Raw genomic sequence first — 15518 nt, forward strand, 5'->3', positions numbered from 1 at the left:
GACTAATTTTGACCGGCTTCTTCTGGCTTTTCTTTGCCACGAGTTCCTTGTGCTTCGATTTCTTCCAACGTGTGACCCTTGGTTTCTGGGACACAGAAGCGGATGAACAGCACACCCAAGACACAGATGACACCGAAGATAGCGAACACAGCTTCTTGTGACATGGAAGCCGTCATGATTGGGAAGAGCAGTCCAACAGCCCAAGAACCGATCCAGTTGAAGGATGAGGCTAAACCAGATGCCCGGCCCCGAATAGCTAATGGGAAGATTTCACCAACCAGCACCCAAGTTAACGGTGCCCAAGTGAAGGAGTAGAACGCCACGTAGATCGATAAGAAGACCACGATCATCATTGGGCTGGCGTTTGGCATTAATTTGTTAATAACAGCTGGCAACAGGAAGGATAAGGCCATAACCGTCCCACCCATGGTCAACAGGGTCCGCCGGTTGAACTTGTCGGCGATCCAGAGGAAGAGTAAGGAACCAAGAACTAAGATGACCCCTTGAATGATTGGCCACATTAAGGCAGAACTTGCGGCAGAACCCGTCGCTTTTTCAACGATCAATGGAATGTAGTAGAAGATGGCGTTAGCCCCTTGGAATTGCTGGAAAGCGGCAACCCCAACCCCGGCAATAACCAGGTAACGGTACTTACCCGTGAATAACGTGCTCCAGGAAGATTTTTCCATGGCATTTTCTTCAACGTTGGCCGTGTCTTCGATTTGCTTCATTTCGCCGTCAATTTCGTCTGGCTTACGAATGTAAGATAAGACTTGACGCGCTTCGTCACGGTGACCCGTCTTGATCAAGAACCGTGGTGATTCAGGCAACTTCAGAACCCCGAAGTACAAGATGATGGCTGGCACTGCGGCTAACCCTAACATCAAGCGCCATGCGAATTGTTCTGGTAAATCCTTTAAGATAAAGTCCATGATGTAGGATAACAGCATCCCGGAAACGATCATGGTCTGGTTAATCCCGGATAACCGACCCCGTAAACGAGCGGGTGCCATTTCGGACATGTAAGCGGGAACCAAAGCGGAAGCAGCCCCAACGGCTAACCCTAAGAACATCCGCACGATGATTAAGTAGTAAGTCCCGTTGTTTGGTGAGAATCCACAAAGGATAGACCCAACGGCGAAGATCAAAGATGAAATTAAGATCATCTTCCGCCGACCTAACTTATCGGCCATCTGTCCGGCTAAGGCACCACCGAAGATTGCCCCAAACATCACGGCGGAAGTAATCCACCCAACTAATGAGGCGTTGGTTAACGCCCAATCGTGCTTCAAGAATGGTAAGGCACCGGTCATAACCCCGATATCATAACCAAACAAGATTCCACCAAATGATCCGAAGAAATATATGAAACCACTTGGGATTTTCTTTTTCGTATCCATTTCCGTTCCTCCTATAAATTAAGGGGTAACCCCAATCAATAATAGCTGTGTTCTAATGAAACCCTGACGCTACAAAACCGCTTACATTGAATGACGATGCTTTGCCGGCTACAGATTCGTAGGTCATTCCCTGCTGAAGCGTTTTCATTTTGTCAACAAAGTCAGTTTATAATATTTGTCCGCATAAATCAATACTAATTTGTATTGTGCGTACTAATAAGTTTGTTAAAAACCTATCATATCAAGGGATTCGGCTGATAAAAATATTTTTAAACGCTACTATTCCCCGTTTTCTCACGTTTTGCTTTACCTGTTGCGGTAAATTAATTGGTTATGACCAATTAAAAGCCCCGTTGCCTCCGGCAAAATGCCGGTCTGACAACGGGGTTATCGTTTTACCTATTAGGGCCGCGGGTCCGCTCTTTGCGGTGCCGTTGCGGAGTGTCGAACAATTAATTGGGGGTCGTAAGTGATCGACTCGACCGGCTTATGGTTCAATAAATCAACAATCATTTTACCAGCCGCCTGACCCATCTGTTCTTTTTCGTGGTTAAGCGTGGTTAACGCCGGGCTCATGTACTCGGACATCTGGTAGTTATCGAAACCGACAATTGAGATATCCTCCGGAACTCGTAATCCCAATTTTTTCACGAACGCCAAGACTCGAATCGCCAATTGGTCGTTGTAACAGGCAATGGCCGTCGGACGGTGTTCGTCTTTTAAGTAGGTTTCGATCCGGTGTGTAATCTTATCGAGGGCGTCTCCCGACTGATACATAATCAGATTGCTCTTATAGGAAATATCTGGATGTTGCTGATAGGCCTGCACGAACCCATCCATCCGGTGCACGCCCTGAATATCGTCGACCTGAAAGACCCCAATGATACTTTCGTGGCCCAGACCGAACAAATAATCAATCAGTTTCCGTTCCGCGTCCATATCGGCCGTGGTGACAAACGGGAATTTCAGTTGGGGGTACGTCGCGCCGTAGTTGGCGTTGATAAATAGCGTGGGAATCTGGTCGTCCATAATTTCCTGGTACAGATCCATGTTGGGATTGGGCAACGCACTTTGGGTGGGTTCGATGATCAGCCCCGCCACCTTAGTGTTCAACATGTTGATCAGGCTCTTCCGTTCCTTCTCGTGATTATTGTGGGTGTTTCCCAGTAACAACGAATACCCGTTATCCGAGATGACCTGGTCAATGCCGTAGATGATCTGAGGGAAAATGTAGTCGGCAATGTGGGTCGTGACCACTCCGATCATTTTACTATCCGATTCCTTGGACCAGTCCTTATGCCAGTCCTGGACGAACATGCCGCCCCCCTGAATCCGATAAATAAAGTGTTCCGTCTCCAAATCACCCACTGCTCGTCGGACCGTGTACCGGGACACCTTAAACCGTTCCATGAGTTCCGTTTCCGTCGGTAATTTCTGATCGATCGGATACTTACCCGACAAGATGGCTTCCTTGAGGGCGTCTTTTACTTTTTGGTATTTACTTTCCATAATATTCTCCAACTCGTGCCGTTAATCGGTACCGTTTAAATTTGGCCAGTTTCTAATCGTTCAGGCCCTGTCTGTTCTCAATTCCAGCATATCAAATTTTCCACTTTTTTCCAATTGTGAGTCCCGGTTTTCAAGGCGTTTCATAAATTTAATTGTCGTTAACCGGTTTAATTTAAAAAGCCGACCGAAACCGAGCTCAATTCTGACGGTTACGGACGACCTATCGGACCTATTCAGCTGCTGAGTCGGTCACGGGGTTCCCGTCAGCGTCTAGGTGCTTAATCACCCGAGCCGGATTCCCCGCAATGACCAGGTTATCACCAAACGACTTGGTGACGACCGATCCGCCACCGACCATCACGTTATTCCCCAACGTCACGCCCGGAAGAATCACGGCGTCCCCGCCAATCCAGCAGTTGTTCCCGATCTTGACCGGGGCCCCATTGCCTAACCAGGACGTTCGGTCCTTCAAATTAAAGGGATGCCCGGCCGCGTAGATCTGCACCCGGGGCGCCAACAAGGCGTTGTCCCCGATGGTGATCTCGCAGGTATCCAACAGAATACAGTCGAAGTTGGCAAAAAAGTTATTCCCCACGTGAATGTTGTAGCCGTAATCGCACACAAACCGGGAGCGGACTTCCGGATGTTGTCCGGTTGACCCAAAAAGCTCCCGAATCAATTTTTCGTGTGTCGCCTTGTCCCGAAACGGAATGGTATCCATCCGTTCGTAGAGGTCGCGGGCATGTTCCCGTTCTGCGACTAACTGCGGATCGTTCACGTCGTATAACTCGCTTGCCATCATCTTTTCGAATTCCGTTTTTGCCATGCCCAACATCCCATTCTTAAATTTATTGGTCTCAATACAGGCATTCTAACAGACAATGAAATCGATTTCAATGATATTTATCCGTATCAATTATAATTAACTCTAATTTGTCGAAAAAGTTAGTTGTCAGCCCGCTCCGCCCGAATGGCCGCCATAAAGGCTTTCCCGTACTTCGCTAGCTTACTGGCTCCCACTCCCCGAACGCTCAAAAAGCTCGCTTCATCTTGGGGCTGAACGGCACACATATCATGGAGGGTCCGGTCAGAGAAGATCATAAACGGTGGGACGTGTTGTTCTTCGGCCAGATCCTTCCGTAACGCCCGCAGCTGCCCAAAGAGAGCGTCGTCTTCGGGCGTCAACCGCTGGGCCTGACGGGCCATCTTGCGATAAACCGTGGTTTTCCCCTTAAGCACCCCGGCGCCAGCCGTCGTCACCTGCAACGTGGGATACTGGCCCCCGACGCTTTGCAGGTATCCGGCCGCCGTTAAGAAATCAATGAGTTCGCCAACGCTCTTTTGGCGATGATTACGCATGATCCCGTAGGTCGGCAATTGATCGAGCTGTTGCTCTAACACCCGTTTATTCTTCGCTCCGGTCAGCACCTGGGCCACGATCCCCTTCCCGTAACGCGACCGCAAGCGGACCACACAGGACAGGACCTTTTGTGCGGCCGTCGTCACGTCTTGGGCTTCGCGGTCGTCTTGGCAATTACTACACCGCCCACACGGCTTTGAGTCTTCGCCAAAGTAGGCCAGAATGAACTGTTGCAGACAGCCCTGAGTGTTGGCATACTGGCTCATCACCTGTAATTTCCGATAAGCCCGCTGCTTATGAGTCTCATCCATTTCCGATTGGTCGATAAAAAAGTGTTGAATTTGTAAGTCCTGCGACCGGTATAACAAGATGGCCTCACTAGGTAGCCCGTCTCTGCCGGCCCGGCCCGCTTCTTGGTAGTACGCTTCCAGCGTTCCCGGCACCTGCGCGTGGATCACAAAGCGCACGTTACTCTTATCAATTCCCATCCCAAAAGCGTTGGTGGCTACCATTACCTGCACCCGATCGTACAGAAAGTCTTCCTGATTTTGCCGCCGAACCTCGTCGGGCAACCCCGCGTGATACATCGCCACGGCCACTTTATGATTGATCAACATATTGGTCAACCGCTCGACTTCTTTCCGGGTACTGGCGTAAATGATTCCCGCCGCATCGGCGTTGACGTGTAGGTAATCCAAAATATAGCGGTCCGTATCCTGGTCCTTCACCACGGTCAAATTCAGATTATCCCGTTCAAACCCCGTATTAACCTCGTTTTGTGGGTCGATGGCCAGCTGTTGACAGATATCGGTCGCCACTTGCTCCGTCGCGGTGGCGGTCAAGGCTAGAACCTGCGGGTGCGTGGGCAACTGCTGAATAACCGTGCTCAACGCCAAGTAGCTCGGCCGAAAATCGTGTCCCCACTGGGAGATGCAATGGGCTTCATCAACGGCCAAAAGGTCGACGGGTAACTGGCCCAACGCCTGCAGAAAGGCCGCTGATTCCAGTCGCTCGGGTGCGACGTACAGTAATTTGTATTGTCCCTGATGCAACGCCGCTAGCCGCTCCTGAATTTCCGGCCAAGCCACGGTGCTGTTAATGTAGGTCGCCGGTACGCCGCCTTCATTTAACGCATCGACCTGGTCTTTCATCAGGGAGATCAACGGGGAAACCACCACCGTGATCCCCGTAAATAGGAGCGCGGGAATCTGGTAACATAACGACTTTCCGCCCCCGGTGGGCATGATGGCCAACGTGTTATCCCCCGTCAGCACGTGTTCCAAGACCGCCCGTTGTCCCGGCCGAAAATCATCGTATCCAAACGTTGTTTTTAAGACCCCTTGGGCCGCCGTTAAATCCATCCTGTCTAAGCGCTCCTTTTTTCGTAAGTAGTGGTTCCATTTTACCGGCAAACGCCGACGAGAACAACTGGCCAACCGCTAAACTGTTGGCCAGTCTAAAAAATGCTGTGCCCGATGATTCGGTAACACAGCATTTATTCGCCTTTATTGATATTTAGGTGAGAAGCCACGTTGAAGCTCAGTCGTTTACGACCGAGTAGGTCACAAATCGAAATGGTAGGCCGTTACGATGGGCTCACGTCTCGTGGTTTGATCATGGAAGAATTCGACTTCACAAATAGCATCAAACGACCCGGCAATGTTGACGACGTTCGAGTACCCAATGTTCTGCAATGCCCGGGTGACGTTATAACTGCGTTTTCCCGTCGCACAGTGCAGATATACCGGCCGATCATGGGGAATCTCGGCCAACCGGTCCCGAAATTGACTCATAGGGATGTTGGTGGCGCCCTTCAGGTGACCGGCCGCAAATTCGTCCGGCTCCCGGACGTCAATGATGACCGCCCCGCTCGTAACCAATTGCCGGACCTGCCGCACATCAACCTGCTGGTATTCCCCGTTCAACAGGTTGGTGGCGACCAACCCGGCCATCACGACCGCCGCTTTAACGGGACTCACGGTTGGCTGATAGACCAGTTCGAGGTCCGCCAAGTCCTCAACGGTCGCGTGGTGTTGAATCAACGCGGCGACCACGTTGATCTGGCGGTCCACGTCACTCTTCCCCACGGCCTGTGCGCCTAACAATTCACCGGTCGTCGGGTCAAACAGAACCTTGAGATATAGGTGCTGTGCGTTCGGCATCACCGGAACCTTGTCACTAGGAATGACTAACGCACTGCGATAAGCTAGCTTTGCGGCCGTCGCGACCCGCTCGGTCAACCCGGTGGCGGCGACCCGGAGATCGAAGACGGGAAGCCCCTGGGAACCGATCACACCGCGGCGCCGAATGGGGCGACCATACAGGTGATCCACCGCACGCCGGGCTTCCATCTGCGCGGGCAAGGCCAGACTCAGCCGCAACGGTTGCCGGGTCAGTGCATTAGTGACCTCAATGGCATCCCCGACCGCGTAGATGTGGGGCTGATTGGTCTGGTAGTGCTGATCGACTTGAATGGCCCCGGTCGTGCCTAACCGAATGCCCGCCGTCTGGGCCAACTCGGTGTTCGGTCGAACGCCCAAGGCCAAGAGAACGGCCTGGGCGGCTACTTGAGTCCCGTCACTCAATTCAACCGTTTTGGCCGTAATGCGTTGGGCCGTCTGACCCAAACGCAAATCCACGTGCTGGTCGTATAGTTGTTTATGCACCAACTGAGCCAGGTCACTATCTAACGTGGCAGCAAGTACCTGATCTTGTTGTTCAATAATGGTGACCCGGTACCCCGCTTGGGTCAGGTTTTCGGTGGTCTCCACGCCAATGGCCCCGCCCCCAATAACGGCGACGTCAGTCACTTTATGGGTCTTCAAGTAGTCATCAAACGCCGTGACGTCGGCCACATTGCGTAAGGTAAAAACTTGTGGACCATTACTCCCCGTTAGCGTGCTTGGGCGAATAGGGGTCGCTCCGGTGGCCAAGAATAACTCATCGTAGGTATCCGTACTTAATTCCTGGGTAAGTTGGTTAGTGACCTGCACGGTTTGTTGTACCGGATCAATGGCCGTCACCGCATGATTGACCACCACGTCCACGTTATACTGCGCCTTAAACTGCGCTGGTGTCATTAACACTAGTTTCGCTGCCGGCGCTACCGTCTGGGACAGGTAGTAGGGCAAGGCACAACTAGAGATTGACACGTGCGCGTCCCGTTCGTAAATGGTAATCTGGGCGGTTTCATCCAAGCGGCGAATCCGGGCGGCGACGGCAGTCCCGCCGGCCACACCACCAATAATCACAATTTTCTTTCCCATAAGTCATCCACTCCTTTAAGGGTCCTTGATGCTTAACTGCCTTAAGTGTACGGGCTTAGGCCCTGGGGTGCAAGCATCCCTAAGCGCAAAAAAGGAACTGGTTGTTTAAGATAACTAGTTGCTGACTAAACCTTAGTTTAACGCCGGTAAGCGGTTCGCCGTCTAGCAAGTACGCCGTGCGTTCCAACCATATGTATTGCTTTGATATCGTGGCAAGTTGCTCCACCCGTACGTGTGTCGGTACCACCAGTCCAACCGTTACGAGTCCGACCGCCATAGCTAGGAACCAGTTCCCCCGTTTTCCTGTAACTCAGGTTAATTTCTCCCCTGTTGTACTGGCAGTTACACGCCACCGGTTACCCCCACAATCTCCTGGTAGCCAGAGTAAACGGGTCAGTCGTTTTCAATCGCGACTAATGCTATAATACAGGTTAACTTAACAAAGGAGTGTCGCATGTTATGACTAAGCGAATTAAAGGTTCTTGTACCACGATTTTAGTGGGTAAGAAGGCTTCTATCGACGGCTCAACCATCATTTCTCGAAATGACGATGGTCACGAAGCCCTCGACCCAGAACGGTTTGTGGTGGTTAACCCCGCCGACCAACCCCGTCACTATCAATCCGTCATCAGTAAGGTTCAGGTAGACTTACCCGATAATCCTTTACGGTACACGTCCATCCCGAACTCAATTTTAACCAACGGAATCTGGCCCGCTGCCGGCATCAACAGTGAAAATATTGCGATGTCCGCCACGGAAACGATTACCACCAACTCCCGCATCATGGGAATCGACCCTTACGTCGACGGCGGTATCGGTGAAGAAGACCTGGTAACCTTGGTTCTGCCTTACATTCACAGTGCTAAGGAAGGGGTCGAACGCCTTGGCGCCCTGTTAGCGCAATACGGGACCTACGAACCTAACGGGATCGCCTTTTCCGATCAGGATGAAATCTGGTGGTTAGAAACCATCGGGGGCCATCACTGGGCGGCTAAGCGGATTCCGGACGACGCCTACGTGGTCGCCCCGAACCGCATGAACATCGACGATTTCGACTTTGATGCCGACGACACGCTGGCCTCCGCCGACCTCCAAGACATGATTGCCCAATACAACCTGAACCCGGACTTCGACCAAGTGAACCTCCGTCACATCTTTGGGAGTGCCACCATCAAGGACACGGTCTACAACAATCCACGGGCTTGGTTTGGTCAAAAGTACTTTACGCCAGACGTTGAGCAAGACCCAATGGGCCAAGACCTGCCGTTCATTTGCCACGCTAACCGTAAGATTTCCATTGAAGACGTGAAGTTCGTCTTAAGTTCTCACTTTGAAAACACCAAATACGATCCTTACGGTAGCGGCTCCGAAGCCGACAAAACTCTTTTCCGGCCAATCGGGATCAACCGGAACCACGACGTGCACATCTTACAGATTCGTAACAACGTGCCCGCTGCCGTTGCCGGGATTCACTGGTTAGCCTTTGGTGCCAACACCTTCAACACGGTGGTGCCGTTCTACGCTAACGTTAACGACACACCGGCCAGCTACAAGAACGCCGATGGCAACTTCAACTTAAACGACATGTACTGGTTGAGTTGTACCACGGCCCTTCTCGGCGACACCGACTACGACCTGTACGTGGACTTCCGAAACACCTTTGCTCTGGAGGCCATGGGGGCTTACCGGAAGATTCAAAACGACACGGATGCCGCCATTGCTGATCAAAGTGATCCCGAAGCCTACTTGGCCAAGGCCAACGACGCCCTAGCCGCCGAATCACTGAAACGCCAAACCAAGCTCTTAGGTGACATGGTCATCATGGGCTCCGAACACATGAAGTTACGGTACAACTTAAACGACTAAGCTGATTTTAGGAACTGGGATGCCTGACGGTGTCCCAGTTTTTTTGTCGTCTTTAATCCCCCAATTAACTTTCTTTTGCTTGGGATGTGGCGGCTTCCACCTGAGTCAATAGGGCCGTCACGGCCGGATTAGTCGTCTTGGGGGAGGTTAACACGTGCGCGTGAATATGGTTAACAATGTCCGTGGGAACCACCGTTAGCTGTCCCTCCGCCAATTCTCGTTCAACCATGGCCCGTGGTAAATAGCTAAAGCCCAAGTCACTGATAACACTAGCCTTAATCGCCGCAATACTGGGTAACGAAAGCGTCCGAAACTGGCGTTGATGTTGTTGCCAAGCGCTGGTCTCAAATTGGTTACGGTAACTACATTCGGGTTCATTAGTCATTAAAGTGGCCTGCGAGTCCGCCAGTAGCTGTTGCCAGGTCATGGGCTGAGCCGTCACCAATACCATCTCCTGTTCACCTAAATCGTGATCCGTTAACCGGGCACTAGGTCTGCTCGGCCACAACATAAAGGCCACGTCGACGTCTCCACGTAATAAAACCTCTTCGTTATGCCGACAAGTGGCATTTTGTAAGGTGATTTGCAGTTGTGGCGTTGCCTGCTGCACCTGATGTAGTGCGGCAGCCACTAGCGAAATCGTCAAAGATTCGGGAGCGGCTACTCGCAACGTTGCCGTGCTGCTTTGTGCACCTAGTTGACGAATTGAGGCCACGTTAGCCAGCGTTCGCTCGACTAAGGGTAATAATTGCGTCCCCGCCACGGTAATCTGTACCTGTCGCCGTCGATAGTCGAATAACTTACTGCCCAGTTCTGCCTCAAGATGACGCATCTGCATCGATACTGCCGATTGAGTGTAGCCAAGGAGCTGAGCCGCTTTAGAAAAGTTGCGTGTTGCCGCAATGGTTTGAAAGGTAATCAGTTCTTGAATTTCCATAGAGGCCTCCAACCATCAATATTTTTGATTTTACCTATGATAAATATCAATTATACAACTGTGTAGCAATCAATTACACTAGGCTTTAATCAACTTTTGAAATGAGGACTTGTCATGAAAATTCTACCGTATCACCCCAGTGTCTTGGCGCAAGCTCAACTGGTCGATCTCATTAATTACTGTCAAAATACCGAGGCTCACTTAGCTATCAAAATGGCCGAGCAAGCCGATATTTTCGCCATTCCCCAGGTTTACCAACAGTCTGGTGGTAACTTCTGGATTGCTCAAGACGCCCAACAAATTGTAGGGTGCATTGCGCTACTACCGCTAGACGCACATACCGGTGTCCTGAAAAAATTTTTTACCTACCCACCTTACCGGGGTCAACCCGTACGATTAGGTGCCCAACTGTTCGACCAACTGCTCAATTTTGCTCAGCAGCACGACTTTACCCGCTTAGTCCTGGACACTCCCGCCGCCGAGACTCGTTCACACACGTTCTACGAACATCACGGCTTCCGACGCATCACGCCTAACGAATTAGCCGTTGCCTATTCGTATCCCGACCGTCATTCATGGCTATATGAACTTCAACTTTAGTGCCCTTTTGTCAAGTACAACCGTTTCAACTGGGTCTGCCTGGCTGGTGTTAATCCTAAACGTTTTAAGAAATTGGCCATCGATCCGTACTTCTGGTCAATTCGTTGATACGCCGCCGTTAAATCACCCTTGGTCACCGCATTGATTCGTTGTAAGTGCGTCTTCGCGCGCTTCCCTGGTGTCCGCTGATTCAAGAAGACCACGTACGGATCACGAGCAAGGTAGGTATTGGAATAGAGGTATTCACGTAAGATGGTCTGCTTGCTGACGCCTAACGCCGATAGGACCAGCATCGCGCCAATCCCCGTACGATCCTTCCCGTAGGTACAGTGAAATAACGTTGCTCCCGCTGGTTGCTGTAAAAGTTGGTTAAAAAATGCCCGGTACCCCCGCAGAGCGATTGGATCACTGACTAGTCCCTGGTAGAACTGCTTCGTGGTCCGTTGACCGTAGCTGTTGGCGACCACGCTATCTTGATGGTAGGTCGTGTGGACAACTCGTGGGTCCGGCGTCTGTTGAATCTCCCGACTCGACCGAAAATCCACGATGGACCGCAAGTGGTAAGTCACCCGCAACGTCTTTAGGTCCTGCGCCGTATAATCGGCGAGCTTACTGGAACGAATCAGCCGGTGGGGCCGCAGTGTCTGCCCACTCTTGGTCCGAATCCCCCCTAAATCTTGCACGTTGGTCGGTCCCTGCAGAGCAACGTGGGTGCCAACGACCGATTTAGGTGCCTTAGTGTTAGTAGTCCCTGCCTGAGCCGCACACCCACTTAACCCGCTAAACAGCAGGCTACTCAGTATAATCACCACGCCAATTCGCTGACCGATTATTCTCATGCTCAACTCGACCTCCTCAACCCCTGAATGACCTCACGTTACCATAGATTAGTCCGGACGGAGCGTTTCTCGCTTATTTCCGACCCGTTCGGCCTGCCACTGATGAAAAGCGGTCACGTAATAGGGCTCAAAGGGACGACCGTTGGCTTGGTAGAAAGCCTGATTGACCAACATGATGTACCCAATCAACGCGTGCTGATTGTCAACGGGTAACGCCTTACGGGAAACCGCGGTTAGGCACCGAATCTGGGTCGGCCGCGCTAACTTATAATCAACCGTACATTGCGCCACATTCCCTTTTCGATAGCTGGCGACCCGTGCCGCAAATTGCACCTGATCCCCCGCGGAGAGCGTCCCCAGTCTTAAAAAACCCAGCGTATAGTTAAACCATAAATGATCGGTGACCAGCTGGTTCGTGACGGTGTAAATATCCCGCAGTAACAACGTGGGAGCGTAATGGTGTCCGTAACTCTTGAATCCCGGTCGCACAAAGGTCCCTCGAAAGACGTGTCGTTCCCCACTTCCCAATTTAACTAGCATCTGGCGCATATTGCCCACTCCTATCGCTCTTAGATTACGTTTAGAATAGCACAGCGACCATACGTTCCCCTAGCTTTACGTCTTACAAATTCAATAATGACGCCCAGTCCCTACTAGCACTTACTCGAGGACTGGTCTATTTTATTTCTAATAAATTTACGTTATAAACGCTTAAATATAGAATATTTTGTTATTATTGACTAGAAGTTCCTGATTGGAGAGAATTTCTATGTTGGAAACGATTAGTCAACTCGTTCACGAAAAGCGTAAAAGCCTTGGTCTGACCATTGAGCAACTTGCGCAACGGTCCGGCGTTTCGGTTAGTCTGATTTCACGAATTGAACGGGGAGACCTCAAAAACATCAGCATCAACAAGCTGAATGACCTAGCCCAATCCTTGGAACTTCGGTTGGGAGATTTCTTTGTTGATGACCGGTTATCTGGGGTGAAAACTTTAGCCCTGGTCAAGTACCTGGAATCGTTACCCCAACGCCGACGAGAAACCGTGGCAGGAGCCGTTTTAAAGCTCGTCAAACATTAGCTCCAATCAAAAACACCCCAACGAAAAATTTCGTCGGGGTGTTTATTTTTAGTCGACTTAAGCCTGAATAGCTTGAGCCACGGCGGCGTTAACCGCCGCCTTTTCATCTTCAATCAGGCTAACCCGACTGCCGATGACCTTAGTGTCCATCTTGATTTCACGCGTCAAACCAGGCGTGTTGATCTTGGGTTCAAAGAAGGCCTTGAACTCAGCAAAGCGTTCTGGCGTGTGGAATACACCGGCCGTCACGGTGATGTACGTGGTGAATTCCATGTCGCCACCCACCGTGTCTTCCAGCCATTGCCAGTCATTGCGTAACCAATCCCAAGCCGCTTGTTGGGCCGCGTTATTGGCTAACGTGCCGCGGTACCAAGCTCGCAAGTCTTGGGGCTTGACCGTGTCGGCATCTTCAAAGACCTCAATCAACTTGGCGATCAACGCCTTATCGGTCGTACTCGTCACAGCCGCGGCCAGATCCGCCTTGTAACTCGGATCCGTTGACGTCCGGTATTCAGCCAACAAGTGATCGAATAACTCGGCGGTCCCAAAGTGCTTCACTTCGTTAGCTAAGACCAAGACCCGAACGTCCGCTGATAAGGTCCCCAAGTGGTCGGCATTGGCCGTAAACAACGCATGGGCATCCTGAATGGCTTGGGCGTTTTGCGCGTAGAGTGCCGCGTTTAACACGTATGGCCGGGTCAATTGATCATCGTTAGTGTCTGTCGCTTGTGGCGTCCAGCCTAACCGGGCTACCTGTTGGGCACTTAACCGATCGAAGAGGGTTTGTAAGGCCTTTTCTTCGGCGGAATCTGGTGTCACGAACTTCTTCAAGTTGTTGGCAATCCGGTATAATGCGGCATTAACGACCGTCGCTGGATTGTCCGCAAAGCGTGCCAGTAACGGCACAACCGTCGCGTAGGAAATCTGACGACCATCGGCTAATAACCGCAGATCTTGTAAGACCTGTAATTGGGAAATGGCATCCAGGTCGGCCACGTGGTCCAAAATATCGGTTAATAACGCGTCATCGTATTTCACGATAAAGTGCGAGTTGTTGCCCACATTAACTCTGAACGGTTCGCCAGCGGCCTGCCGTAACTCGGCGTAGTTCCCCAACGTCACGGTCTGGTCTTCAAAAATGGCGGGAGCGGCCGCGTAGTTGCTGTTCAACGGAATCTTCCATTGACGCCCTTCGTCTTGACCTTCCCCAACAAAGAACTGGGTTTGCTTCAAGGTCAACTGGCCGTTTTCCACAGCGGCCGTTACAACCGGATAACCGGGTTGTTCCAACCAGGTATTCATGATACTGCCGACGTCCATCCCGGAAGCTTCACCCAAAGCAGCCCAGAGATCGGCGCCCTTGGCATTGTTGTACTGGTGGGCTTCAAAGTACGCCTTCAAGCCCTTGCGTAGTGCATCGTCACCGACTAATGCGCGCGCCATGACCAGCATCCGGGCACCCTTGGCGTAAACGATGGCACTGTCAAACAACGCGTCGATTTCGGCAGGGTCTTCCACTTGAACGTGGACGGATTGGACTCCGTCCGTAGCGTCCCGCTGTAAGGCCATTGGGGCGTCGGACGTCTGGAAGGTTTCCCAGATGTGCCAATCGGGTTCGATCGCGTCAATCGCGACGTATTCCATCATGTTGGCAAAACTTTCGTTCAACCAGAGGTCGTCCCACCACTTCATGGTGACCAGATCACCGAACCATTGATGAGCCAGTTCGTGGGCAATCACGGTGGCAACCCGTTGCTTCATGTCTAAGGCCGTGTTAGCGGGATCGAGCAACAAGTAGGCTTCCCGGTAAGTGACCAGACCCCAGTTTTCCATGGCGCCCGCGGAAAAGTCCGGTAAGGCTAACTGCCAGGAATGTGGTAGTGGGTATGGGGTCTGGTAAAAGTCTTCATAGAACTCAATGGACCGCTTGGCGATATCCAACGCAAAGTCGAGTTCGTTGGCTTGGTGTGCCTTAGTCGCGAAGACGCCGACTTCCACGCCACTCTTGGTTTTGGTAACCTTCTTTTGCAGGTCCCCAAAGGCAAAGGCAATTAGGTATGAAGACATCTTCTTGGTGGTGTCGAAGTAGTGGACGCCGTTTTCGGTCTTCACTTCAGGCATGTTGCTCAAAATCGTTTCGCCCGGTTGTTCGTCGAACTTGATGGCTAGGTCAAACGTGGCCTTGGCTTCGGGTTCGTCGACACACGGAAAGGCTTGTCGTGCCGCCGTCGTTTCAAACTGGGTCCCAATAATCTGTTTCTTTTCCCCGTTCAAGTCGTAGTAGGACGGGTAGATCCCCATCATACTGTCGGTCAGAGGCGCGGTGTAGGTGATGGCCACCGTAGTCTCACCGGTCTTACCCAAGTCGATGTGTAGGCCTTCGGCAGCTTCATCCAAGGTAAATGGCACATCGGTCCCATCGGCCGTGACGGACGAAATTGTCATGTATTTCTCATGAACGGAAATCGTGGGTTCTTTGGCATCCCCGGTGATTGTAGATGTCCCACTAATCTGCTTAGTGGCACGGTTAATGTCGATGTAGACATTGTAGTGCGTTGGTTGGAACGTCTGATAAAAGTGTTTCGATTCAGTCATGAATTCCCCTCCAAGTTAAAAAGCTATTAGAATAAATCCATTATACGCTATTCGTGGACTCGATG

General features: G+C 51.4%; 12 protein-coding genes. 3 read left to right on the forward strand and 9 right to left on the reverse strand.

All coding sequences use genetic code 11. From position 1 onward, the window contains the following. Positions 1–2 precede the first annotated feature (2 nt). The 5 genes from FD25_RS12665 to FD25_RS12685 form a co-directional block, all read right to left on the reverse strand. On the reverse strand, positions 3–1400 hold the full coding sequence (locus FD25_RS12665) for a sugar porter family MFS transporter (RefSeq protein WP_057804618.1): 1398 nt from the start codon (positions 1398–1400) through the stop codon (positions 3–5). Between the two features lie 402 nt (positions 1401–1802). Then, positions 1803–2909, reverse strand: a complete 1107-nt coding sequence (locus FD25_RS12670; RefSeq protein WP_057804619.1) for a GntR family transcriptional regulator — start codon at positions 2907–2909, stop codon at positions 1803–1805. Between the two features lie 229 nt (positions 2910–3138). Then, positions 3139–3735 carry a sugar O-acetyltransferase gene (locus FD25_RS12675; RefSeq protein ID WP_083484173.1) on the reverse strand — a complete coding sequence of 199 codons (597 nt, stop codon included), beginning with the start codon at positions 3733–3735 and terminating at the stop codon, positions 3139–3141. Positions 3736–3854: 119 nt separating this feature from the next. Continuing rightward, positions 3855–5630 (reverse strand): DNA helicase RecQ, encoded by a 1776-nt coding sequence (gene recQ, locus FD25_RS12680; RefSeq protein WP_057804620.1) that lies wholly within the window; start codon positions 5628–5630, stop codon positions 3855–3857. Between the two features lie 201 nt (positions 5631–5831). After that, positions 5832–7535: an FAD-dependent oxidoreductase gene (locus tag FD25_RS12685; RefSeq protein ID WP_057804621.1), complete on the reverse strand. Its 1704-nt coding sequence runs from the start codon at positions 7533–7535 to the stop codon at positions 5832–5834. Between the two features lie 459 nt (positions 7536–7994). On the opposite strand from FD25_RS12685, the gene FD25_RS12690 reads away from it, so the two are divergent. Further along, positions 7995–9401: a C69 family dipeptidase gene (locus FD25_RS12690; protein WP_057804622.1), complete on the forward strand. Its 1407-nt coding sequence runs from the start codon at positions 7995–7997 to the stop codon at positions 9399–9401. A 64-nt stretch (positions 9402–9465) separates the two neighbouring features. Here FD25_RS12690 and FD25_RS12695 read toward each other — a convergent pair whose 3' ends face one another. After that, a complete protein-coding gene (locus tag FD25_RS12695; RefSeq protein ID WP_057804623.1) occupies positions 9466–10338 on the reverse strand; it encodes a LysR family transcriptional regulator in 873 nt (290 codons plus the stop codon). A 114-nt stretch (positions 10339–10452) separates the two neighbouring features. On the opposite strand from FD25_RS12695, the gene FD25_RS12700 reads away from it, so the two are divergent. Continuing rightward, positions 10453–10938 (forward strand): GNAT family N-acetyltransferase, encoded by a 486-nt coding sequence (locus FD25_RS12700; protein ID WP_057804624.1) that lies wholly within the window; start codon positions 10453–10455, stop codon positions 10936–10938. Here the strand turns inward: FD25_RS12700 and FD25_RS12705 are convergent. Together FD25_RS12705 and FD25_RS12710 are read right to left on the reverse strand one after the other, a co-directional pair. Next, a complete protein-coding gene (locus FD25_RS12705) occupies positions 10935–11777 on the reverse strand; it encodes a tyrosine-protein phosphatase (RefSeq protein ID WP_057804625.1) in 843 nt (280 codons plus the stop codon). The two genes, FD25_RS12700 and FD25_RS12705, sit on opposite strands and share 4 nt — an antisense overlap. Before the next feature lie 48 nt (positions 11778–11825). Then, positions 11826–12326 (reverse strand): hypothetical protein, encoded by a 501-nt coding sequence (locus tag FD25_RS12710; RefSeq protein WP_057804626.1) that lies wholly within the window; start codon positions 12324–12326, stop codon positions 11826–11828. A 220-nt stretch (positions 12327–12546) separates the two neighbouring features. Here FD25_RS12710 and FD25_RS12715 point away from each other — a divergent pair, with 220 nt between their 5' ends. Further along, complete coding sequence (locus tag FD25_RS12715) at positions 12547–12858, forward strand: helix-turn-helix domain-containing protein (RefSeq protein ID WP_057733016.1); 312 nt, start codon at positions 12547–12549, stop codon at positions 12856–12858. 57 nt (positions 12859–12915) lie between these two features. Here FD25_RS12715 and FD25_RS12720 read toward each other — a convergent pair whose 3' ends face one another. Further along, on the reverse strand, positions 12916–15453 hold the full coding sequence (locus FD25_RS12720) for a M1 family metallopeptidase (protein WP_057804627.1): 2538 nt from the start codon (positions 15451–15453) through the stop codon (positions 12916–12918). Positions 15454–15518 lie beyond the last annotated feature (65 nt).

This window comes from Levilactobacillus acidifarinae DSM 19394 = JCM 15949, from assembly GCF_001434835.1.
GTDB classification, from domain to species: Bacteria; Bacillota; Bacilli; order Lactobacillales; family Lactobacillaceae; genus Levilactobacillus; species Levilactobacillus acidifarinae.

Excerpts from the sequence above, each read along its gene's own strand:
- FD25_RS12665 (WP_057804618.1), bottom strand. The coding sequence starts at position 1,400 with ATGGATACGAAAAAGAAAATCCCAAGTGGTTTCATATATTTCTTCGGA.
- FD25_RS12700 (WP_057804624.1), top strand. The coding sequence starts at position 10,453 with ATGAAAATTCTACCGTATCACCCCAGTGTCTTGGCGCAAGCTCAACTG.
- FD25_RS12690 (WP_057804622.1), top strand. The coding sequence starts at position 7,995 with ATGACTAAGCGAATTAAAGGTTCTTGTACCACGATTTTAGTGGGTAAG.
- FD25_RS12695 (WP_057804623.1), bottom strand. The coding sequence starts at position 10,338 with ATGGAAATTCAAGAACTGATTACCTTTCAAACCATTGCGGCAACACGC.
- FD25_RS12720 (WP_057804627.1), bottom strand. The coding sequence starts at position 15,453 with ATGACTGAATCGAAACACTTTTATCAGACGTTCCAACCAACGCACTAC.
- FD25_RS12705 (WP_057804625.1), bottom strand. The coding sequence starts at position 11,777 with ATGAGAATAATCGGTCAGCGAATTGGCGTGGTGATTATACTGAGTAGC.
- recQ (WP_057804620.1), bottom strand. The coding sequence starts at position 5,630 with ATGGATTTAACGGCGGCCCAAGGGGTCTTAAAAACAACGTTTGGATAC.
- FD25_RS12710 (WP_057804626.1), bottom strand. The coding sequence starts at position 12,326 with ATGCGCCAGATGCTAGTTAAATTGGGAAGTGGGGAACGACACGTCTTT.
- FD25_RS12670 (WP_057804619.1), bottom strand. The coding sequence starts at position 2,909 with ATGGAAAGTAAATACCAAAAAGTAAAAGACGCCCTCAAGGAAGCCATC.
- FD25_RS12715 (WP_057733016.1), top strand. The coding sequence starts at position 12,547 with ATGTTGGAAACGATTAGTCAACTCGTTCACGAAAAGCGTAAAAGCCTT.
- FD25_RS12685 (WP_057804621.1), bottom strand. The coding sequence starts at position 7,535 with ATGGGAAAGAAAATTGTGATTATTGGTGGTGTGGCCGGCGGGACTGCC.
- FD25_RS12675 (WP_083484173.1), bottom strand. The coding sequence starts at position 3,735 with ATGGCAAAAACGGAATTCGAAAAGATGATGGCAAGCGAGTTATACGAC.